Annotated in this window: 17 protein-coding genes; 7 read left to right on the forward strand and 10 right to left on the reverse strand. The window is 68.4% G+C overall.

Annotated elements, in window-relative coordinates:
* Positions 1-6 precede the first annotated feature (6 nt).
* The 7 genes from KGQ91_RS10180 to tmpA all read right to left on the reverse strand — a co-directional run bounded on the left by KGQ91_RS10180 (position 7) and on the right by tmpA (position 7,110).
* Positions 7-711 (reverse strand): ABC transporter permease, encoded by a 705-nt coding sequence (locus tag KGQ91_RS10180; protein WP_163650679.1) that lies wholly within the window; start codon positions 709-711, stop codon positions 7-9.
* Between the two features lie 89 nt (positions 712-800).
* Positions 801-1,589, reverse strand: coding sequence for a transporter substrate-binding domain-containing protein (locus KGQ91_RS10185; RefSeq protein ID WP_224420941.1), 789 nt, complete (start codon positions 1,587-1,589; stop codon positions 801-803).
* 71 nt (positions 1,590-1,660) lie between these two features.
* Entirely contained in the window at positions 1,661-2,440 is a 780-nt protein-coding gene (locus KGQ91_RS10190; RefSeq protein WP_224420942.1) for an ABC transporter ATP-binding protein, read from the reverse strand.
* 111 nt (positions 2,441-2,551) lie between these two features.
* Positions 2,552-3,748 carry a pyridoxal phosphate-dependent aminotransferase gene (locus tag KGQ91_RS10195; protein ID WP_224420943.1) on the reverse strand — a complete coding sequence of 399 codons (1,197 nt, stop codon included), beginning with the start codon at positions 3,746-3,748 and terminating at the stop codon, positions 2,552-2,554.
* Between the two features lie 31 nt (positions 3,749-3,779).
* Positions 3,780-5,375, reverse strand: coding sequence for a 5-guanidino-2-oxopentanoate decarboxylase (locus KGQ91_RS10200; protein WP_163649958.1), 1,596 nt, complete (start codon positions 5,373-5,375; stop codon positions 3,780-3,782).
* Positions 5,372-5,953: an HD domain-containing protein gene (locus KGQ91_RS10205; RefSeq protein ID WP_163649957.1), complete on the reverse strand. Its 582-nt coding sequence runs from the start codon at positions 5,951-5,953 to the stop codon at positions 5,372-5,374. The genes KGQ91_RS10200 and KGQ91_RS10205 overlap by 4 nt, the downstream gene beginning before the upstream one ends.
* Positions 5,950-7,110 (reverse strand): 2-trimethylaminoethylphosphonate dioxygenase, encoded by a 1,161-nt coding sequence (gene tmpA / locus KGQ91_RS10210; protein ID WP_224420944.1) that lies wholly within the window; start codon positions 7,108-7,110, stop codon positions 5,950-5,952. Before tmpA ends, KGQ91_RS10205 begins: the two co-directional genes overlap by 4 nt.
* Positions 7,111-7,235: 125 nt before the next feature.
* On the opposite strand from tmpA, the gene KGQ91_RS10215 reads away from it, so the two are divergent.
* Complete coding sequence (locus tag KGQ91_RS10215) at positions 7,236-8,279, forward strand: GlxA family transcriptional regulator (RefSeq protein ID WP_224415227.1); 1,044 nt, start codon at positions 7,236-7,238, stop codon at positions 8,277-8,279.
* A 17-nt stretch (positions 8,280-8,296) separates the two neighbouring features.
* Here the strand turns inward: KGQ91_RS10215 and KGQ91_RS10220 are convergent, their stop codons facing one another.
* Positions 8,297-9,565, reverse strand: coding sequence for a TauD/TfdA family dioxygenase (locus tag KGQ91_RS10220; protein ID WP_163649954.1), 1,269 nt, complete (start codon positions 9,563-9,565; stop codon positions 8,297-8,299).
* A gap of 99 nt (positions 9,566-9,664) precedes the next feature.
* The gene (locus tag KGQ91_RS10225) at positions 9,665-10,639 is read right to left on the reverse strand and encodes a GlxA family transcriptional regulator (protein ID WP_163649953.1); all 975 of its coding nucleotides are present in this window, start codon (positions 10,637-10,639) and stop codon (positions 9,665-9,667) included.
* A 180-nt stretch (positions 10,640-10,819) separates the two neighbouring features.
* Here KGQ91_RS10225 and KGQ91_RS10230 point away from each other — a divergent pair, with 180 nt between their 5' ends.
* A complete protein-coding gene (locus tag KGQ91_RS10230; protein WP_163649952.1) occupies positions 10,820-11,380 on the forward strand; it encodes a L,D-transpeptidase family protein in 561 nt (186 codons plus the stop codon).
* A 136-nt stretch (positions 11,381-11,516) separates the two neighbouring features.
* Entirely contained in the window at positions 11,517-11,780 is a 264-nt protein-coding gene (locus KGQ91_RS10235; RefSeq protein WP_163649951.1) for an Lpp/OprI family alanine-zipper lipoprotein, read from the forward strand.
* Between the two features lie 98 nt (positions 11,781-11,878).
* Here KGQ91_RS10235 and mfd read toward each other — a convergent pair whose 3' ends face one another.
* On the reverse strand, positions 11,879-15,328 hold the full coding sequence (mfd, locus tag KGQ91_RS10240; protein ID WP_224420945.1) for a transcription-repair coupling factor: 3,450 nt from the start codon (positions 15,326-15,328) through the stop codon (positions 11,879-11,881).
* Positions 15,329-15,571: 243 nt separating this feature from the next.
* Here mfd and KGQ91_RS10245 point away from each other — a divergent pair, with 243 nt between their 5' ends.
* The 4 genes from KGQ91_RS10245 to KGQ91_RS10260 all read left to right on the forward strand — a co-directional run bounded on the left by KGQ91_RS10245 (position 15,572) and on the right by KGQ91_RS10260 (position 20,680).
* Positions 15,572-17,026: a glyceraldehyde-3-phosphate dehydrogenase gene (locus KGQ91_RS10245; protein WP_163649949.1), complete on the forward strand. Its 1,455-nt coding sequence runs from the start codon at positions 15,572-15,574 to the stop codon at positions 17,024-17,026.
* 284 nt (positions 17,027-17,310) lie between these two features.
* Complete coding sequence (locus tag KGQ91_RS10250; RefSeq protein ID WP_224420946.1) at positions 17,311-18,663, forward strand: Na(+)-translocating NADH-quinone reductase subunit A; 1,353 nt, start codon at positions 17,311-17,313, stop codon at positions 18,661-18,663.
* Positions 18,663-19,895, forward strand: a complete 1,233-nt coding sequence (locus KGQ91_RS10255; RefSeq protein WP_224420947.1) for an NADH:ubiquinone reductase (Na(+)-transporting) subunit B — start codon at positions 18,663-18,665, stop codon at positions 19,893-19,895. The genes KGQ91_RS10250 and KGQ91_RS10255 overlap by 1 nt, the downstream gene beginning before the upstream one ends.
* Positions 19,895-20,680: a Na(+)-translocating NADH-quinone reductase subunit C gene (locus KGQ91_RS10260; RefSeq protein ID WP_377172976.1), complete on the forward strand. Its 786-nt coding sequence runs from the start codon at positions 19,895-19,897 to the stop codon at positions 20,678-20,680. Before KGQ91_RS10255 ends, KGQ91_RS10260 begins: the two co-directional genes overlap by 1 nt.
* The last annotated feature ends 2 nt before the right edge of the window (positions 20,681-20,682 follow it).

Below are 20,682 nucleotides of genomic sequence, written 5' to 3' on the forward strand. Positions count from 1 at the left end.
GCCCTCCTAGAGGCCCGGCTGGCCGCGGCGCACGTGGCGCTCCGCCCGGGCGAAGAGGGCGTTGGAGCCCAGCGTCATCACCAGATAGAGCGCGCCGGCGGCGGCGTAGAAGAGAAAGTAGTCGCGGGTGCTGGCCGCCGCCTGTTGGGCGGTGAAGAACAGCTCCTCGAAGCCCACCACGCTGATCAGCGCGGTGTCCTTCACGAGGATCAGCCACAGGTTGGACATGCCCGGCAGGGCATTGGGCAGCATGGCGGGCACCACGATGCGGTGAAAGCGCGTCCAGCGGGTGAAACCGTAGGCATCGGCGGCCTCCAGCTGACCGCGGGGGATGGCCAGGATGGCGCCCCGGAACACCTCGGTCATGTAGGCGCCCTGGACGAAGGCCAGCACGCCGACCGCACAGACGAAGCCGCCGATCTCGACATGGGTGTCGTCACCCAGTGCATTCAGCAGGGCATTGAGTGCCTGGGTGCCGGCGTAGTAGAGCAGGATGATCAGCAGCAGTTCGGGCACGGCGCGAACCAGCGTGGAGTAGAGCGTCCCCAGGGCACGCAGTGGCGGCCAGGCGCTGAGTCGGGCGCCGGCGCCCAGCAGCCCCAGGCCGAGGCCGATGGCGTAGGCCAGCAGGGCGATCTCGAGGGTCACCAGGGCGCCGTGCAGGATCGGGGCCGCCCAGTCGAGCAGCCCGGCATTCTGATAGCTAGACATGGTTGCAGCCTTGGTCGATGAAGAGGGGCCCGCCGCCATTCACTGGCGGGCGGGCCGTTCGCCGGGGAGCGCGGCTCCGGCGGCGATCTTCAGTCGCTGCAGATGTCGGTATTGAAATATTTCTGCGAAAGTTCGGCACACTGGCCGCTTTCCAGCACGCTGGCGATGGCGGTGTTGAGCTTCTTGCGCAGGGCGTCGTCCTCCTGGCGCAGGCCGATGCCCACCCCCTCGCCGAAGGCCGGGTCGTGGGGCGCGGTGGCACGGATCTCGTAGCCCTGTGCCTCGTCGCGCTTGACGAATTCGGTCATGGCGATCTTGTCGGCGAGAATGGCATCGACGCGGCCGGCCAGCAGGTCGCGGTTGGCCTGCTCCTGGCGGTCGTAGATCTTCAGCTCGACGCCGGTGTCGGCCAGCTTGCGACGCGCGAAGGTGGCGTTGGTGGTCGAGCCCTGCACGCCGAGGATCTTGCCGTCGAGCCCGTCGGGAATCTGCAGGTCACTGTCCTTGGCGGTGACGTAGGCCGCCGGCGTGTAGTAGTACGGGTCGGTGAAGTCGATGACCCGCTTGCGCTTGTCGGTGATCGACAGCGAATTCATGATCATGTCGATCTTGCCGCTGGCGAGTGCCGGGAAGATGCCGCTCCAGCCGGTCGGCGTGATCGCGCAGTCGGCCTGCATCTGATCGCACAGGGCCTGGCCGAGCTCTACCTCGAAGCCGGTCCAGCTGCCGTCGGCGTCCTTGTAGGTGAACGGCGGGTAGGGCTCCGCCGAGATGCCGATCTTGAGCGGCTCGGCGGCCGGGGCCGTGGTGGCGGACAGCGCCAGGGCGGCGATGCCGGCGGTATGGATCAGGCTTCGGGTCAGGGTCTTGGTCATCATGGTTTCCCCATCATTGTTGTCGCGGGCCCTCGGGCCCGAAGAAAGGCAATGCCGTCGGGCATTGCGCGAAGTCATGCCGCGCCGGCGACGAACTGCCGGCAGCGCTCGCTGGCGGCGTTCTCGAACACCTCGCGCGATGTGCCGGTCTCCTCGACGAGCCCCTGGTGGAGGAACACCACCTGATGGGAGACGTCGCGTGCGAAGCGCATCTCGTGGGTGACCAGCAGCATGGTGCGGCCCTCGTCGGCGAGCCCGCGGATCACGCCGAGCACCTCGCTGACCAGCTCCGGGTCGAGGGCCGAGGTTGGCTCGTCGAACAGCAGCACGCGCGGCTCCATGGCCAGCGCCCGGGCGATCGCCACGCGCTGCTGCTGGCCGCCGGAGAGGTAGGCGGGGTACTGGTCGCGCTTGTCGGCGAGTCCCACCCGTTCCAGGTAGTGCTCGCCGATCGCCACGGCCTCGCGGCGGCGCAGGCCGCGCACGCGCAGCGGGGCCTCGATGACGTTGCCGAGCACGGTGAGGTGGGGCCAGAGGTTGAACTGCTGGAAGACCATGCTCACCCGGGCGCGCAGGTGCTGCAGCCGGCGCCGATCGAGGCCGGCGTCGCGCCCCCCGCTGCCGAAGTCCAGGGTCTCCCCGGCGATGGTCAGCCGGCCGCCGTCGGGGCGCTCGAGCAAGTTCATGCAGCGCAGCAGGGTGCTCTTGCCGGAACCGCTGGAGCCGATGATCGAGACCACGCTGCCTTCGTTCACGGTCAGCGAGATGTCCTTGAGCACTTCCAGCTCGCCGTAGCGCTTGACCAGATGGCGCGCCTCGACGGCCGGAGCGTTGTTGTCGATGTGATGGGTCATGGGCGATGTCGGGGGTGGAGTGTCGTGCTGGCCATACCCCTCCTGAATTCCGGTGGAAAGATCGCGGCCCCGGGCGCATGGCGCTCGAGGGGCCGCCCGTGTCGTTGTGGTTCAGTCCGGCGCGGCCACTGTCGCCAGGCAGGACGCGGCGCAGTGTTCCAGGCGCCGGCAGGCCTCGCGCAGGCGCTCGGCGTCGACCGTCAGGCTGAGTCGCACGAAGCCGGCGGCCGAGGGGCCGAAGGCCTCGCCCGAGAGCACCGAGACGCCGTGTTCCTCGAGCAGGCGGTCGGCGAAGTCCGCCGCGGACAGGCCGGTACGGCGGATGTCGATCATCATGAACATGCCGGCTTCGGGGCGCAGCACATCGAGTGTGGCGCTGTCGGCGAGGGCCGCGAAGACGGTATCGCGCCGGCTCCGGTAGGTCTCGCGCATGGCGGCGAGTTCCGCCGGCGGGTGGGCCAGCGCCTCGCAGGCGGCATCCTGGATGAAGTCCGGGCTGCCGTAGAGCATGCACAGCGCCAGGTTGGACAGGTGGCCGACCAGTGTCTCGGGGCCGATCACCCACCCCAGCCGCCAGCCGGTCATGGCATGGGACTTCGACAGGCTGCTGATCACCGCGGTGCGCTCGGCCATGCCGGGCAGCGCATCGGGGCAGTGGTGAGCCTCGTCGAAGATCAGCGAGGCGTAGACCTCGTCGGACAGCAGCCACAGGTCGTGTTCGCGGCACAGCGCGGCCAGGGCCGCCCAATGCTCGCGGCCGAGGATCTGCCCGGTGGGGTTGTGGGGGCTGTTGAGCAGCATCGCCCGGGTACGCGGCGTCACCGCCGCGGCGAACTCGGCCGGGTCCGGCTGGAAGGCGTTCCCGGCACGCAGCGGTACGCGCACCAGGCGGGCGCCGGCGGCCTGCAGTGCCGCCTCGTAGGTGACGTACATCGGCTCGGGGACCAGCACCTCGTCGCCCGGCTCGAGCACGCACTGGGCCACGGCGTAGAGGCCGCACTGGGCGCCGGCCATCACCGCGACGTTGGCGGCGGTGGTCGTCGCCGCGCCGCCCTGACGGCGGTGGGTGTCGGCGATCAGTTCACGAAGGCGCTGCTTGCCCTGCACGTCGGCATAGTGGGTGGCCCCGCCGCGCAGGCTGGCCACGGCGCTCTCGACGATCGGCTCGGGCGTGGTGAAGTCCGGGTCGCCCACCGAGAGGATGATGACGTCGTCGCCGCGCGCCTGGCGTTCGAGCGCCCGGTAGTGGATGTTCCAGGCGGCGGCGCCGTCGCCGGCGATGCGTTCGGTGAGTCGGGAGTAGTGCATGTCGGCTCCTTGAGGAAAGCGGGCGAATCCGTCAGACGCCCTGCCAGGCGTCGGCATCGATCTCGATCAGCGTGGGCCGGTCGGCATGCCGGGCGGTGATCAGGGCGTCATGCAGCGCCGCCGGTGTGGTCAGGCGCCGGCCATGGCAGCCGAAGCTCTCGGCCAGGCCGACCAGGTCCGGCGCCGGCAGGTCGACCCCCAGCCGGGGCACGGCGCTGGCGTCCATGTAGCGGCGAATCTCGCCGTAGCCGTCATTGTTCCAGACCACCACGATCAGCGGCACGCCGGCGTCACGGGCGGTGGCCAGCTCGCCGAGGGTGAACATCAGCCCGCCGTCGCCGACCAGCGCGACCACCGGACGCTCGGGCACGGCCAGCGCGGCACCCAGCGCCGCGGGCAGGCCGTAACCGAGGGTGCCGTAGCCGGTGGCGGCATTGAACCAGCGGCGTGGTGCGGGCATGTCGACCATGAAGTTACCGGCGTAGACCGCCCCGGTGGAGTCGCCGACGAGGGTGGCGTCGGGCAGCGCCTCGCGCAGGGTGTCGAGCAGCGCGGTGTAGGGCGCCACGTCCGCCGCATCGCGCAGCGCCAGGGCCGACCTGACGCGGGCGGCACGCTCGGCGCCCCGGCGCGCTGCCGGGGCGGGCAGGCGCGCGCACAGCTCACGGGCCACCTCGCCGGCGTCGGCGAGCAGCGCGAGGTCGGGGGCCTGGTTGCGGGCCAGCTGCTGGGCGTCGATGTCGACCCGGATCAGCCGCCCGGTGAGCCGGAAGCCCTCGTCGAAGACCAGGTCGTAGTCGGTCTCGCCGAGCTCGGTGCCCAGCGCCAGGATCACGTCGGCGTCGCGGGCTAGTTCGCGCCCCGCCGGCAGGCTGGCGCAGGCGCCGAGATCCAGCGGGTGGGCGAGCCCCAGCACGCCCCGGGCGTTGATGGTGGTCATGGCCGGGGCGTCGAGGCGCTCGACCAGCTCGCGCAGCGGCTCGGCGGCGTCCGCGCAGCCGCCGCCGAGCAGCACCAGGGGCCGCTCGGCGGCGGTCAGCCAGTCCGCGGCGCGGGCCAGTGCGGCGTCCGGCGCGGCGGGGGCGAAGACCTCGGCGACGCGGGGTGGGTGGTCGGGCGCCGGCAGGGCCATCACGTCGAGCGGGATCTCGATATGCACCGGGCCGGGGCGGGCGCCGGCGAAGATCGCGAAGGCGCGTCCCAGCACCTCGGGCAGGGCCTCCGGCGTCTGCAGGGTGTGGCTGAACACGCTCACCCCGGCGAGAGTGGCCCGCTGATCGGGCAGTTCGTGCAGGCGCCCCTGGCCGCGACCCAGGGTGTCGCGGCGGTTGACGCTGGAGATCACCAGCATGGGCACCGAGTCGGCCAGGGCCTGGGCCATGGCGGTGGCGATGTTGGTCATCCCCGGGCCGCTGATGATGAAGCAGGCCGCGGGCCGGCCGGTGGCGCGGGCGTAGCCGTCGGCCATGAACCCGGCGCCCTGCTCGTGGCGCGGGGTGACGTGGCGCAGCGGGCTGTCCGGCAGGCCGCGGTAGAGTTCCACGGTATGCACGCCGGGAATGCCGAACACGGTGTCGATGCCGTGGGCCACGAGTCGGTCGATCAGGTACTGGGCACAGGTGGTCATGCGTCGGGGGCCTTGACGGTCAGGGTTTCGCCGAAGGGCGTGCGCGCGAAGAGGCGCTCGACCATCGGCACGAAGTCCTCGAGCGGCCGCGTCGGGTAGTCGGGATCGAAGGCGCGCTGGTCCCACTCGTCGCAGAAGCGCACGGTGCGCGCATAGGCCGGGTGATCGCGATACGCCTCGCGGGCCTGCGGGTCGAGGCCGTAGAAGGCGCGGTAATGATACCCCTGAAACAGCTCGTGGTGGCGGATCATCCACACGTTGAGCGGATCGACGTAGGGCGCGAGGATCGCCGCGGCGATCTCGGCGTGGTTGGCCGGGGCCAGGTCGTCGCCGATGTCATGGAGCAGCGCACAGACCACGGTCTCCTCGTCGGCGCCGGCGTCGAGCGCGCGGGTCGCGGTCTGCAGGCTGTGGGTATAACGGTCGACGGGATAGCCGTGGGTATCCCCCTCGAGTCGTCGCAGGTGCTCGAGCACCCGGCGGGCGACATCGTTCTGGTAACGCTGGAAGTGGGCGTCGATGATCGCCCAGTCGGCGTGGGTGCTCTCCGCGAAACGGGTGAAGCGGGCCTGGTTCATGAGATGGCTCCCCGGGTGGTGGCGGTCGGCGTCTCGGCGGTGCCGGCAGTCAGCCGGGCACGCAGGACACGGCGGCGGCTGGCAGTGCTGTCGCGGTCGACGTAGCCCTGGCGAAGGTGACGTGTCCCGCCGTCCAGCTGGTAGGCGGTCCGCCCGTGAAGCAGGCGGTAGTTGTCCATGATCAGCATCTCGCCGGGCGCCAGCTTGAGGTGCACGGTCAAGGCATCCGAGGTGATCAGCCGGTAGAAGTGCTGGCGCGCGGCGTAGTAGCGCGCCAGCAGCTCGGGGGCGTGGGCGTCGATGCGTTCGGTGCGGTTGGAGTAGCGCACCCGGGCCAGGCGGCCATGGCTGTCGAGCTCGATCAGCGGGCCTTCGCTCTCCAGATCGGTGGTGGCATCGGTGTAGCGAAAGGTCGGTGACAGCCGGGTCAGGCACTCGAAGTGCTCGGGCGCCTCGTCGCGCAGGCGTCGTGCCGCCATGAAGCCGTCGGCGAGCGTGCTGTCGCCGCCCTCGGCGGCGTTGCTCAGGCAGTGCAGCCAGATGTAGCCGGGGATCGGGTCGCGATAGGGGTTGTCGGTATGCGGCTCGAGCCCGCGCCGGGTCATGGTCAGGTCGTAGGCGTCGGCCACCGACTTGACGTCGGCGATGCCGCCCCAGTTGGTGCGACGCAGCGGACCGATGCGGTCGATCAGCGGCTGCATGCCATCCTCGGTGAGCGGTACACCCTGGACCTTGACGAAGCCATGGCGGTGCAGGGCCTCGAGCATGGCGAGCAGCGCGCCGTCGTCATCGCGGGCGGCCGCGAAATCGGCCTGTGGCAGCGTCTCGAGCGTCGCATCCCACAGCGTCAGGCCGTCGTCGATGTCGCGATCGGGAGTCGCCTGCGCGAGCAGGCCGTCGAGCGAAAAGGTGGCGCGATGGCCGTCGCTGAACTGCACTTCGAGGCGGTCGCCGTCGATACGGGCCCGGGTCGCGTGGAGATCCAGCGGCAACCGGGCGGCCTCGATCAGGCGCTGCCCCGTGCGCGGGTCGAGGGTGTCGGCATCCGGTGCCCGTTCGCGCAGCCAGAGCGCGGCAAGCTGCTGTTCGCGGCCCGCCAGGCGCAGGGCCAGCTGTCGGCCGTCATCCTTGAGTTCGATCTCGGCTGCTGGGGACATGGACGATTCTCTCTACGACAATGAAGTGACGAACGAGCGCCACCGGGCGCCGTCGCTTTTCTACCCTAGGGGGTCGGGACGCAGCGGATTTGCAATAAATGGCCTTTTGATTGATTTTTATAGCCATGAGCGAATCCCTGATTCCGGAGTGGCCCTATCCACGCCCCGACCAGCCGCCGGTTCCACGGCCCGGCGAGGCGGCCCATACGGTGAGCGTGTGGCTGGTGCCCAAGTTTTCCATGCTGACCCTGTTCTGCCTGCTCGAGCCGCTGCGGGTCGCCAATCGTTTCGGTCGCGAGCTGTTCGCCTGGCAGCTGCTCTCGGCGGACGGCGACGCGGTGGTGGCCAGCAACGGGGTACGCATCGATGTCGACGCCGCGCTGGGCGAGGCGGAGGCGGGCGAGCTGCTGATGGTCATCTCGTCCTACGAGGCCGAGGCCACGGTGACTGCCGCCGACCGTGCCGTGCTGCGTCAGGCGGCGGCGCACGGCGCCCGGGTCGGCGGGCTGGACACCGCGCCCTTCATTCTGGCGCGCGCCGGCCTGCTGGAGCAGCAGCGGGTGGCGCTGCACTGGGAGAGCGTGCCGGCGTTTCGCGAGGAGTTTCCGCACATCGCGGTGAGCGAGGCCCGCTTCGAGTTTGCCGACCGGCGGCTGACCGGGTCCGGCGGTGCGGCGGGCATCGACATGATGCTGCAGTGGATCGAGCACGACTACGGGCCGGCCCTGGCCAATGCAGTGGGTCGCCAGCTGGTCCATCAGCGGGTCAGTGACGAGGAGGCGCGGGAGGCGGCGAGCGCGCGGGCCATGGACAACCTGCCCCGGGTGGTGGTGCGGGCCCTGGCCATCATGGAGGCCCATCTCGACCAGGCGCTGCCGATTCCGGAGATCTGCCGGCTGGTCGGGCAGTCGCAGCGCCAGCTGACGCGACTGTTCACCGCCGCGTTCGGCGAGACGCCCAAGCAGTGCTACCTGGGGATGCGGCTTGACCAGGCGCGATGCATCCTCGCCGACAGCCGCTGCCGGGTGACCGAGGCGGCGCTGGCCTGCGGCTTTACCCAGCTGGCGCACTTCTCCCGCGCCTATCAGGCGCGCTTCGGCGAGCCGCCCAGCCGCACGGCCGAGCGTGGCACGACCGAGCGCGGCCCGACCGAGCGCGGCCCGACCTGAGCCGCCGGGGCGAGGGCTCAGGAATCCGGGGCACCGCCCGTTTCCAGCGCCGCGGCACGCCGCTGCCGCTCGGCCCGGTGCAGCATGCGCAGCCGCGACCGCACCTCGTCGCGCTCCAGATAGCAGCCCTGCAGCCAGCGCTGCCCCGAGTCGCCCGCGAAGGCGTCACGGGCATGCAGCAGGCGGCGGTTGTCGAAGATCACCAGGTCGCCCGGCCGGTAGGTGAAGCGCATGGCGAAGTGCGGTTCATGCAGCATCCGTTGCAGCGTCATCAGCGCCGCGTAGGCGGGCTCCACCGCGTCAAACGGGGCCATCAGGGGGCCGCGCAGGAAGTCGGCGATGCGCACCTCGTCCAGCCGCCCGGCCTCGTCGAGCCGGATCATCGGCGCGTACCAGACATAGTCGGTGGTGCGGGCCGTATTGGCATAGCACCACTTCACCGTCGCGAGCGTCTCGAAGGCGTGCGGGTCGCGCTCGCGCAGGGCCTCGGCAACGGCGAAGCCGTCCATCATCACCGCCTGGCCGCCCGCGACGCTGTTCTCCAGGCAGTGCAGCAGCTGCAGGCCGGGCTGGTATTCGCGGGTGGGCAGGTCGACGTGCGGCGGCAGGGCGATCGAGGTATAGGCGTTGGAGTCCGGCTGGGGCTTGGCGCGCACATCGAACAGGCTGCCGAAGTTGGTGGCGCGCAGCGGGCCGATGCGCTCGGCGATGCGGGCCAGGGTGCCGGGCTCGACGGGCAGGTTGCGCAGCCGCACCAGGCCGTGGCTCAGCACCGCAGTCAGCGCCGACTCGAGCAGGGTCCGGGCCTCGACGGTGTCCGGCTCGTGATCGAGCCAGTCGCCGGCATCGAGGCTGCAGGGGGCGTCGAGAGTGTCGCCGGTCCAGGTGGTGACCGGCACCAGCGGGGCATCGAGGGGTTCGGCGTTCGAGTAATCGTGGGCGCGCAGCCAGCCCGGATGAAAGCGCAGGGTGCGCTGCTCGGGGGCGAAGGTCACGTTGAGCGCGCCGGTCTCGTCCAGCCAGGCGGCCTCGACGGTAGGCCAGGCGCCGAGCCGTGACAGGTCGAGGGTGCGCTCGCGGGTCGCCGGGTTGACGGTGCTGGCGTCCGCGGCGTTCTCGCGCAGCCAGACGCTGTGATAGCGGCTCGTCCGCCCGTCCTGCCAGTGCAGCGTGATGACATGGGGAGCGGAGTCGACCGCGGCGGGGCGGGTCTCGACCGGCCAGGCGTCGTAGTCGGGTGTCGGCGGCAGCTGGTGCGGGTCAGAGGAATCGAACGTGGCGGGCATCGGGGTCTCCGTCGCGAAGCGGGTATGCCAGTGAGCATGCCGGGGCGTGGCAACGACGGATTCGCCGCGCGCGACACTCTCTTGACACGAGTCGTCGTGTCAGGGGTCGCCCGGGGCCAGGCGTGTCTGGCGCGGGCTTTCGCCATAGCGCTGGCGATAGGCCCGCGAAAAGCTCGACGCCGAGGTGAAGCCGCAGGCCAGGCCGATCCCCAGGATGTCGTGGTCGGTCTCCTGCAGCAGCTGGCGAGCGCGCGCCAGGCGCAGGTGGCGATAGTAGTCGCGTGGCCGGATGCCCAGCTCCTGTTCGAAGAGTCGCTGCAGCTGGCGCAGCGACAGGGCCACCCGCGAGGCGACCCGGTCGAGGGGCAGCGGCGATTCGATATGCCGTTCCATCAAGGCGACGGCGTCCACCAGCGCCGGCTTGTGGGTGCCCAGGCGCTGCACCAGGGCCTGGCGCTGCTGGTGCTGGGGCGTGCGCCCCTGATCGTGGATCAGCTGCTCGGTCACGGCCGTGGCCAGTGCCCGACCGTGGCGCCGGGCGATCAGATCGAGCGACATGTCCATGGCCGCCGCGCCGCCGGCGCAGGAGAAGCCGTGCTCGGCGACCTCGAACAGCGACTCGACGGCGTCGATGTCGGGAAAGCGTTCGCGAAAGGCGGGCAGGCTCTCCCAGTGCAGGGTGACGCGACGTCCGGCCAGCAGTCCGGCCCGGGCGAGGATGATGCTGCCGGTATCGATGCCGCCCAGCGCGCAGCCGTCCTCGGCGAGACGATGCAGCCAGCGCAGGGTGTGCCGGGTCAGCGTCGCCTCGGGCTCGAAGCTGCTGCAGATCGCCAGGCCGGGCAGCCGTGGCGCGGTGTCGGGGGACGCATCGGCGAGCAGGGTCATGCCGTTGCTGGCGGTGATCGGCTCGCCGTCCTGGGTGATCACCCGCCAGGCGAACAGCTCGCGGCCCGCGACCCGGTTGGCGATGCGCAGCGGCTCGACGGCGGAGAAGAACGCGACCATCGCGAAGCGGGGCATCAGCAGGAACCCGAGCGTCTCGGGGAGGGGGCCGGTGTAGTGAAGTCGCATGTCGCCGTCGAAACCCTTGGCTGCCTGAAGCGGGCATGGTAACCGATGACCGCCGACAGGCAAGGTGGCGCCGCCGCTAGGCAGCGGCCCCCGCCTTGGCGTATCGTTGCCCGTTCGTGCCGGCGTGCGGCGCCGCGGCGGCAGCACGGAAACCGGGTGGCTTGCGGGTCGGGAGAGAGCATGAAACGCGCGCTGGGGTTGGTGATTCTGGGACTGCTGATTGCCCTGCCGGCATGGGCCCGAGCGGCCTCGGCAACCGACAAGGTCTGGGTGCTGATCGATCATGCCAGTTCGACCCTGACGGTCTATCGAGGGCAGCAGACAGTCGAGCGTTTTCATCCCATCGCCGTGGGACGACGTGGTGTCACTGATACGCGATTACGGGGCGACATGACCACTCCCGCCGGGGTCTATCATGTCACGCGATTCAATTATGATAGTGACTTTCATCTGTTCATCGGACTGGATTTTCCCAACCTCGCGCAGGCCCGTCGGGCGGAGGAAACCGGTGTCCTGAGCGACCAGGAGTTCGATCGTTACCTGAGCTACTATCGGCGTCACGGGCAGCCGCCACAGGACACGGTGCTGGGCGGCGATATCGGCATTCACGGGCTGGGTCAGGCCGACCCCGGCATGCATCGTCGCTTCAATTGGACACAGGGTTGCGTCGCCGTGACCAACCCGCAGATCGATCGCCTGGGCGAGCTGGTGCAACTTGGCACCAAGGTCATCATCCGCTAGTTTCTAGGGTGGAAGTGATGCAGGTTTGCTTGCATCATATAGGCGGGTTTCATGGACGACGACCATCGTTGCCCTGAAGACCTGCCGAGCAGGAATCCAACGCAAAGAACCAAGGATAGACTCTAAGGAGATCATGATGGCTAACAGCTTCAGCAGCGCTCTCAAGCTTTCCGCAGTTGGTGCCGCCATGCTGGTCATGGCAGGCTGTGCTGCACAGGGCGGTGAAGAGCAGAGCAAATGGGATCAGATGGATTCCGACGTCGCCGAGGCTCGCAGCATGTCGAGCGAGGCCCTGAACACCGCCAACCAGGCGCAGCAGACTGCCCAGTCTGCCCTGCAGATGGCGCGTGAAAACCGTCAGGCCATGGATCGCATGTTCCAGCAGTCCATGCAGAAGTAATGCGACGATCCTGCCCCTCAGGGAGGCAGTATCTGCATGACGAAGGCCCCGCTATGGCGGGGCCTTCGGCGTTTCGGGGCACGCTCGAAGCGTGACGGTCAGGCGGCGGCCGCCTTGCGATTCAGGGTCTCGAGCAGGGCTTCGACCGCCGCGAAGCGCCGGGTCTCGTCGGCCATGTCGGCCTCGAAGCGCAGGGTTTCGGCCCCGTCGAGCCGGTACTGATCGGGGTTCTGCTGAATCAGTTGCACCAGGGTCATGGGGTCGACGGCCGGCTGATTGCCAAAGATCACGCGTCCGCGTGACTCGCCGGCTTCCAGGCGCACGATGCCCAGCCGCTCGGCGCGCTGGCGCAGTCGGGTCTGGCGCATGAGCGTCTTGACCGGCGCCGGCAACAGGCCAAAACGGTCGATCATCTCGACCTGCAGTTCCTTGAGCGCGGCCTCGTCCTCGGCATGGCTGATGCGCTTGTACATGATCAGCCGCTGCTGGACATCATGCAGGTAGTCGTCGGGAATCAGCGCCGGCAGGTTGAGGCTGATCTCCACGCCTTCCTCGAGCGGCGCCTCGATGTTGGGCGTCCTGCCGGCACGGATCGCCTTCACCGCCCGGTCGAGCATCTGCATGTAGAGACGGTAGCCGATGGTCTCCATCTGGCCGCTCTGCTCGTCGCCGAGCAGCTCGCCGGCGCCGCGGATCTCCATGTCGTGGCTGGCCAGGGTGAAGCCGGCACCCAGATCCTCGGCCTGGCCGATCGCCTCGAGTCGTTTCACGGCATCCTTGGTCATCGCCCTGGGATGCGGGGTGAGCAGGTAGGCGTAGGCCTGGTGGTGGCTGCGCCCCACGCGGCCGCGCAGCTGGTGCAGCTGGGCCAGGCCGAACTTGTCGGCGCGCTCGATGACGATGGTGTTGGCGCTGGGCACGTCGATGCCGGTCTCGATGATCGTCGAGCACACCAGCACGTTGAAGCGCTGGTGATAGAAGTCCGACATGATCCGCTCCAGCGAGCGTTCGGGCAGCTGGCCGTGGGCCACCGCGACCCGGGCCTCGGGCACCAGCTCGCGGATCGCCTCGGCGCTCTGCTCGATGGTCTTGACCTCGTTGTGCAGCACGTAGGCCTGGCCGCCACGCAGGATCTCGCGCAGCAGCGCTTCCTTGATCACCCCGTCGTCGCGCTGCTGGACGAAGGTCTTCACCGACAGCCGGCGCGCCGGGGGGGTGGCGATGATCGACAGGTCGCGAATGCCGCTCATGGCCATGTTGAGGGTGCGCGGGATCGGCGTGGCGGTCAGCGTGAGGATGTCGACCTCGGCGCGCAGGTTCTTGAGCCGCTCCTTCTGACTGACCCCGAAGCGATGTTCCTCGTCGACGATCAGAAGGCCCATGTTGGGGAACTTCATCGACTTCGAGAGCAGCTTGTGGGTGCCGATGACGATGTCGGCGCGACCTTCCTCGATGCGCTTCAGGGTCTCGGCCTGGCCCTTGCCGCCGGTGAAGCGAGAGATCAGCTCGACCTGCACCGCGGTATCGGCGAAGCGGTCGCGGAAGTTGTCGTAATGCTGGCGGGCCAGCAGGGTGGTGGGCACCAGCACCACCACCTGACGGCCCGAGTGCACGGCGAGGAAGGCGGCGCGCATGGCGACCTCGGTCTTGCCGAAGCCGACATCGCCACAGACCACGCGATCCATGGGGCGCGGCGCGGTCATGTCGCCGATCACCGCCTGGATCGCCGCGCGCTGGTCGGGGGTTTCCTCGAACGGGAAGCTGGCGGCGAAGCGCTGGTAGTCCTCGCCGGGCGGCTCGCAGGCGAAGCCTTCACGGGCCTCGCGGCGCGCATAGATGTCGAGCAGCTCGGCGGCGGTGTCGCGGATGCGCTCGGCGGCCTTCCTCTTGGCCTTGTCCCAGGTGTCGGAGCCCAGCTTGTGCAGCGGGGCGAGCTCGTCGCTGGCGCCGGCGTAGCGCGAGATCAGGTGCAGGCTGTCGACCGGCACGTAGAGGCGGGCACCGTCGGCGTACTCGAGCGCCACGAACTCGGCGGCCTGGCCGCCGGCCTCGAGGGTCTCGAGGCCCAGGTAGCGGCCCACGCCGTGGGCCTGGTGCACCACCGGGGCGCCGGGCCGCAGCTCGGAGAGGTGGCGAATCGCCAGTTCGTTGTCATCGGTGGCCTTCTCGCGGCGGCGACTCTGACGGACCACGTCGCCGAACAGCTCGGTCTCGGTGATCACCGCCAGTGACGGCGCGTCGAGGCTCAGTCCTTCCTCGAGCAGCCCCTCGGTGATCGCCAGCGGCGCGTCGTCGTTCAGGAAGGCGTGCCAGCTTTCGGCGTGGGGAATGTCGCGGTGCAGGACGGCGAGGGTTTCCTCCAGGGCCTCGCGGCGCCCGCGGGATTCGGCGACGAACAGGATGCGCTGGCCGGGATGCGACGTCAGGTGCTGCTCGAGTGCGGCCAGCGGCTGCTGGGCACGGGCGTTGATCGCCACCTGGGGTGGCGGCTGGGTCGCCGGGTGACGGGCATGGGGGTGCGTCTCGTCGCGGGTCAGCTCGAGACGCGGACGCGCCTTGATGGCGGCGAACACCTCGGGCACCGGGATGAAGGCCCGCGAGGGCGGCAGCAGGGGGCGTGTCGGATCGACGCCGAGGTTCTCGTAGCGGCTCTGGATCGCCGCCCAGTGGTGGTCCGCCGCGTCGTGGACGCCGGGCATCAGGGCGATGCGGGTGCCCTCGGCCAAGTGGTCGAACAGCGTCGCGGTTTCCTCGAAGAACAGCGGCAGGTATTGCTCGAGCCCCGGCGAGGGAATGCCCTTGATGGCGTCGTTGTACAACGGGCACTGGCGCGGGTCGACATCGAACAGCGTCTCGAAGCCCTCGCGGAAGCAGGCGATCGCCGAGCGCGTCAGCGAGTACTCGTGGGCGGGCAGCAGCTCGATCGTCTCGACCTTGTCGCCGCTTCTCTGGGTGTCCGGGTCGAAGCGGCGCAGGGTGTCGATCTCGTCATCGAACAGGTCGATGCGCAGCGGCGTTTCGCTGCCCATCGGGAACAGGTCGATCAACGCGCCGCGCAGGGCGTATTCGCCGGGCTCGTAGACGGTCTCCACGGCGCGATAGCCGGCCCGCGAGAGGCGTTCGCGAAAGCCGTCGCGGTCGAGCCGGGCGCCGACTTCCAGGGTCATGACGCGTCCGGCGATGTAGTCGGTCGGCGGCAGGCGCTGCATCAGGGTGTTGATCGGTACGATGACGATGCCGTCATCGGCGCTCTGCAGTCGGCGCAGGGTGCGCAGACGCTCGGAGACGATGTCCTGGTGCGGCGAGAAACTGTCGTAGGGCAGCGTCTCCCAGTCGGGGAAGGGCAGCACCGGCACGCTCGCGAAAAAGCGCAGGGCGCTTTCCAGGCGCTGGGCGCCGGCGGTATCGGCGGTGATCACCAGCAACGGGGCATCGTCGGCGAGTCGCGCCAGGCTCAGCGGCGTGGCGGCCCCGTGGGGCGCGAGGCAGTAAAGCGTGTCGCGAGCCCCCGAGGGGCGCGGTGGATCGAGTGGCGAAAAGTCAGGCATGTTCGACAACATTTCGACGTGGCGACGGTGCAGCGATCATAACAGTTGCGAGTGCCTGCCGGGAAAAGCGTGAGCCTTGCACCTCGCCAGCCCGCGGCACAGGCCGATTTGGCGCTTGTAGTCAACCCTCGATTTCTGTAGTGGGCCTACAGCAAGTGCGACCATACAGCGATTGCAGTCCTGTCTCAGCGGCACGGATAATACGCGGGTCATTATCCACGCGATTCCGTAAGGGGCGACTACGTGAGTCAAGACAAGCTCGATACCTGTTTCCAGGAATGGCAGGACAACGAGGCACTGGCCGAAGAGATGATTCCGCTGCTCGGCCAGCTGTACCGCAAGTACAATGTGGTGCCTTCGCTGTACGGCCGCTCGCTGATCATCCGTTCGGTGATCCGGATTCTCAAGAACCACCGCTACGTGAAGAAGGTCGAGGGTACCGAGCTGTCCGTGCGGGATACCCTGCCGATGGTTCGCGCCATGCTGAACCTGGAACTGGGGCCGGCGCACATTGACCTGGGCAAGCTCGCGGTCGCCTTCAAGCGCAGCGGGCGCAGCGACGTCGAAGCCTTCCTGCGCGAGGAACTGGCCGAGATCGTCGGTGGCCACGAGACCAACGGCATGGGCGGCGAGCCCAAGGATGTCGTGCTCTACGGTTTCGGCCGTATCGGGCGCATCCTGGCCCGCATCCTGATCGAGAAGGCCGGCGGCGGCAACCTGCTGCGCCTGCGCGCCATCGTGGTCCGCGGCGGCGGCGACGACCTCGAGAAGCGCGCGAGTCTGCTGCGTCGCGACTCGGTCCACGGGCCGTTCTCCGGCTCGATCAGCGTCGACCACGAGAACAGCGCCCTGATCGCCAACGGGCACTATATCAAGGTGATTCACGCCGACTCGCCCGCCGAGATCGACTACACCGCCTACGGTATCGACAACGCCATCGTCGTCGACAACACCGGCAAGTGGCGCGACGAGGAAGGGCTATCCCAGCACCTGGCGAGCAAGGGCGTCGCCAAGGTGCTGCTGACCGCGCCGGGCAAGGGCGATCTCAAGAACATCGTCTACGGCATCAACCACGGTGACATCGGCGACGAGGACCGGATCATCTCCGCGGCGTCGTGCACCACCAACGCTATCGTGCCGGTGCTCAAGGCCATCAACGACGAGTTCGGCATCGCCAACGGCCACGTCGAGACGGTGCACTCCTACACCAACGATCAGAACCTGATCGACAACTACCACAAAGGCGATCGTCGCGGCCGCAGCGCGCCGCTCAACATGGTGTTGACCGAGACCGGGGCGGCCAAGGCCGTGGCCAAGGCGCTGCCGGAGCTGTCCGGCAAGCTCACCGGCAACGCGATTCGCGTGCCGACCCCCAACGTCTCCATGGCGATCCTCAACCTGAACCTGACGCGCGAGGCCGACCGGCAGACCCTCAACGACTATCTGCGTCGTATCTCGCTGGACTCGCCGCTGCAGAAGCAGATCGACTACGTCGACTCGCCCGAGGTGGTGTCCTCGGACTTCGTCGGCAACCGCCATGCCGGCATCGTCGACGCCAAGGCGACCATCGCCGACGGCACCAACGCCGTGCTCTACGTCTGGTACGACAACGAGTTCGGCTACAGCTGCCAGGTGGTGCGCATCCTCCAGTCCATGTCCAACGTGCGTTTCCGCTACCTGCCTCGCGCCCGCGACTGACGGGCCTTTGCGGCGCCCCGCCCGGGGCGCCGCCGGTCTCTTGCCGGCGTCGTCACTCTACGGCTGCTGGTGGCCTTTCGATCGGTGTCTCTTTATAATGGCTGCGTTTTTTTGGGCGCGGTCCGTATGGCCACGGGCTGTACATATCACAATATTCTGACAAGAAAGTTTTCGAGCACCGTGACTGTTGCCGCTCACGACGCAGGCCTGCGCGTCGGAGTCATTGCCATGCCGTGCGTCGAACCCCTTTCCTTGCTAATCAGATTCGATAACTGGGCGAGACTATGATCGAAGTCAAACGAGGCCTGGATCTCCCCATCGCGGGGGCGCCCGAGCAGCGTATCGAGGATGCGCGGCCGGTGCGCCACGTGGCCGTCCTGGGCACCGACTACGTCGGCATGAAGCCGACGATGGAAGTCCGGGAGGGGGATCGGGTGAAGCTGGGGCAGAGCCTCTTCACCGACAAGAAGATCCCGGGGGTGACCTTCACCTCGCCGGCGGCCGGCGAGGTGGTCGAAATCAACCGTGGCGAGCGGCGTCGCCTGCTGTCGGTAGTGATCAAGGTCGATGATGCCGAGGAGCAGGTGGCGTTCACCGCCCATGGTGCCGATGCCCTGGAGCGGCTCGAACGCCAGACGGTGGTCGATCAACTGATCGAGTCCGGGCTGTGGACCGCGCTGCGCACCCGGCCCTTCTCGCGCACGCCGGCACCGGATGCCGAGCCGGCCAGCATCTTTGTCACGGCCATCGACACCCATCCGCTGGCGGCCGACCCCGCGCTGATCATCAACGAGCAGCCCGAGGCGTTCACCAACGGCTTGAAGGTGCTGGGGCGTCTCACTCAGGGCAAGGTGTTCCTGTGCCACGCACCGGATGCCAGCCTGCCCGGTGCCGACGTGGCCGGTGTGCAGGCCGAGAGCTTCAAGGGGGCGCACCCGGCGGGCCTGGTCGGCACGCATATCCACCATCTGTCGCCGGTCAGCCTGACGCGCCAGGTCTGGCACCTGGGCTATCAGGACGTGATCGCCATCGGCAAGCTGTTCGTCGAGGGCAAGCTCGATGTCAGCCGGGTGATCGCGCTGGGCGGGCCGCGTGCCGAAAAGCCGCGCCTGGTCCGCACCCGGGTGGGGGCGAGCTGCCGCGAGCTGCTCGACGGTGAAATCGCCCGGGCCGACAACGACACCCGCGTGATCTCGGGCTCGGTGTTCGGCGGCAAGGTCGCCGAGGGCGCGCTGAGCTACCTGGGGCGCTTTCACCAGCAGATCAGCCTGCTCGAGGAAGGCAACAAGCGCAGCTTCATGGGCTGGCTGTCGCCGGGGCGCAACCGCCACTCGGTACTGGGCATCTACCTGTCGCGGCTGACCGGCCTGCACGACTATGCGCCGACCACCACGACCAACGGGTCCGAGCGCGCCATGGTGCCGGTGGGCGCCTACGAGGCGGTGATGCCGCTGGATATCCTGCCGACCCAGCTGCTGCGGTCGCTGATCGTCGGCGACATCGAAACGGCCATGCAGCTCGGCTGCCTCGAGCTGGATGAGGAAGACCTCGCGCTGTGCACCTATGTGTGCCCCGGCAAGTACGAGTACGGCCCCATCCTGCGCGACAATCTCACCACGATCGAGAAAGAGGCTTGATGATGGGCATCCGACAGACACTCGACAATCTCGAGCCGCACTTTCACAAGGGAGGCAAGTACGAGAAGTTCTACGCGCTCTACGAAGCCGTGGACACCATCTTCTACTCGCCCCCCGACGTCACCCGTACCACAGCGCACATCCGTGACGGCATCGATCTCAAGCGGATCATGATCACGGTGTGGTTGTGCACCTTCCCGGCGATGTTCTTCGGCATGTACAACGTCGGCCTGCAGGCCAACCAGGCCATCGCCGACGGCTACAGCGCCCTGGGCGGCTGGCGTGAGGCGGTGACCATGCTGCTGGCCAGCGGCAACGATCCGGCGAACTGGTGGGACAACTTCGTGCTGGGCGCCACCTACTTCCTGCCGATCTATTTCGTGACCTTCGTGGTCGGCGGTTTCTGGGAAGTGCTGTTCGCCGTCAAGCGTGGCCACGAGGTCAACGAGGGCTTCTTCGTCACCTCGGTGCTCTATGCCCTGATCCTGCCGGCGACCATCCCGCTGTGGCAGGTGGCGCTGGGCATCACCTTCGGTGTGGTGATCGGCAAGGAGGTCTTCGGCGGTACCGGCAAGAACTTCCTCAACCCGGCACTCACCGGCCGTGCCTTCCTGTACTTCGCCTACCCGGCGCAGATTTCCGGTGACTCCGTGTGGGTGCCGGCGGACGGCTACACCGGCGCCACTGCGCTGTCCACGGCCCACGGTGATGGCATGATGGCCCTGCACCAGCAGATGAGCTGGACCGATGCCTTCCTGGGTTTCATCCCCGGTTCGATCGGCGAAGTCTCGACCCTGGCGATCCTGATCGGCGCCGCGGTGCTGCTGTGGACCAAGATCGCCTCCTGGCGGATCATGCTCGGTGTGTTCCTGGGCATGGTGGCGACCAGCTCGCTGTTCAACGTCATCGGGTCCGACACCAACGCCCTGTTCGCCATGCCCTGGTACTGGCATCTGGTGATCGGCGGCTTCGCCTTCGGCATGGTGTTCATGGCCACCGACCCGGTGTCCGCCTCGATGACTGACACCGGCAAGTGGGTGTTCGGCGCCCTGATCGGCGTCATGACCGTGCTGATCCGCGTGGTGAACCCGGCGTTCCCCGAGGGCATCATGCTGGCGATCCTGTTCGCCAACCTGTTCGCCCCGCTGATCGACCACTTCGTGGTGCAGGCCAACATCAAGCGTCGGCAGAAGCGTGAAGCCGCTGTCACGATGAGCAAGGAGACCGCCTGATGGCCAGCAACAACTCCATCAAGAAGACCCTCACGGTCGCGTTCGCGCTGTGTATCGTCTGTTCCGTCGTGGTGGCCTCGGCGGCGGTCGTGCTGCGCCCCACCCAGCAGAAGAACCAGGCGCAGGATCGCATGCGCAACCTGCTCCAGGTGGCCGAGCTCTACAAGCCCGGCAAGGATATCCGCGACCTGTACGACGAGCTGATCACCCCGCGCGTGGTCAACCTGAAGACCGGGGAGTACGCCGAGGACAAGAACCCCGAGACCTTCAACCAGTTCGAGGCCGCCAAGGACCCGGCGCAGTCGATCACCCTGTCCGGCAGTGACGACATCGCGGGTATCGGTCGTCGCGAGAACTACGCTACGGTATATCTGGTGGGGGATCCCGACAGTCCCGACGAGATCATCGTGCCGGTCCGCGGGCAGGGGCTGTGGTCGCTGATGTCCGGCTACCTGGCCCTCAAGGGCGACGGCAATACCGTCGTCGGCCTGTCCTTCTACGACCAGGGGGAAACCCCGGGGCTCGGCGGCGAGGTCGACAACCCCAAGTGGAAGGCCCTGTGGGACGGCAAGAAGATCTATCCGGAAGACAGCATGGATCCGGCCATCAAGCTGGTGAAGGGCGGTGTCGGCCCCCAGACGCCGGACGCCATCCACAAGGTGGACGCGCTCTCCGGGGCGACGCTGACCAGCAAGGGGGTCACCCATCTGCTGCAATTCTGGCTGAGTGACGAAGGCTTCGCCGAGTACTTGGCCCGGTTCCGCGACAAGACGCAAGGAGCGTAAGC

It is taken from the genome of Modicisalibacter tunisiensis (assembly GCF_020148005.1).
Lineage (GTDB): Bacteria > Pseudomonadota > Gammaproteobacteria > Pseudomonadales > Halomonadaceae > Modicisalibacter > Modicisalibacter tunisiensis.

Coding starts and splice junctions, on each gene's coding strand:
- KGQ91_RS10180 (WP_163650679.1), bottom strand. CDS start 711: ATGTCTAGCTATCAGAATGCCGGGCTGCTCGACTGGGCGGCCCCGATC.
- KGQ91_RS10185 (WP_224420941.1), bottom strand. CDS start 1,589: ATGATGACCAAGACCCTGACCCGAAGCCTGATCCATACCGCCGGCATC.
- KGQ91_RS10190 (WP_224420942.1), bottom strand. CDS start 2,440: ATGACCCATCACATCGACAACAACGCTCCGGCCGTCGAGGCGCGCCAT.
- KGQ91_RS10195 (WP_224420943.1), bottom strand. CDS start 3,748: ATGCACTACTCCCGACTCACCGAACGCATCGCCGGCGACGGCGCCGCC.
- KGQ91_RS10200 (WP_163649958.1), bottom strand. CDS start 5,375: ATGACCACCTGTGCCCAGTACCTGATCGACCGACTCGTGGCCCACGGC.
- KGQ91_RS10205 (WP_163649957.1), bottom strand. CDS start 5,953: ATGAACCAGGCCCGCTTCACCCGTTTCGCGGAGAGCACCCACGCCGAC.
- tmpA (WP_224420944.1), bottom strand. CDS start 7,110: ATGTCCCCAGCAGCCGAGATCGAACTCAAGGATGACGGCCGACAGCTG.
- KGQ91_RS10215 (WP_224415227.1), top strand. CDS start 7,236: ATGAGCGAATCCCTGATTCCGGAGTGGCCCTATCCACGCCCCGACCAG.
- KGQ91_RS10220 (WP_163649954.1), bottom strand. CDS start 9,565: ATGCCCGCCACGTTCGATTCCTCTGACCCGCACCAGCTGCCGCCGACA.
- KGQ91_RS10225 (WP_163649953.1), bottom strand. CDS start 10,639: ATGCGACTTCACTACACCGGCCCCCTCCCCGAGACGCTCGGGTTCCTG.
- KGQ91_RS10230 (WP_163649952.1), top strand. CDS start 10,820: ATGAAACGCGCGCTGGGGTTGGTGATTCTGGGACTGCTGATTGCCCTG.
- KGQ91_RS10235 (WP_163649951.1), top strand. CDS start 11,517: ATGGCTAACAGCTTCAGCAGCGCTCTCAAGCTTTCCGCAGTTGGTGCC.
- mfd (WP_224420945.1), bottom strand. CDS start 15,328: ATGCCTGACTTTTCGCCACTCGATCCACCGCGCCCCTCGGGGGCTCGC.
- KGQ91_RS10250 (WP_224420946.1), top strand. CDS start 17,311: ATGATCGAAGTCAAACGAGGCCTGGATCTCCCCATCGCGGGGGCGCCC.
- KGQ91_RS10255 (WP_224420947.1), top strand. CDS start 18,663: ATGATGGGCATCCGACAGACACTCGACAATCTCGAGCCGCACTTTCAC.
- KGQ91_RS10260 (WP_377172976.1), top strand. CDS start 19,895: ATGGCCAGCAACAACTCCATCAAGAAGACCCTCACGGTCGCGTTCGCG.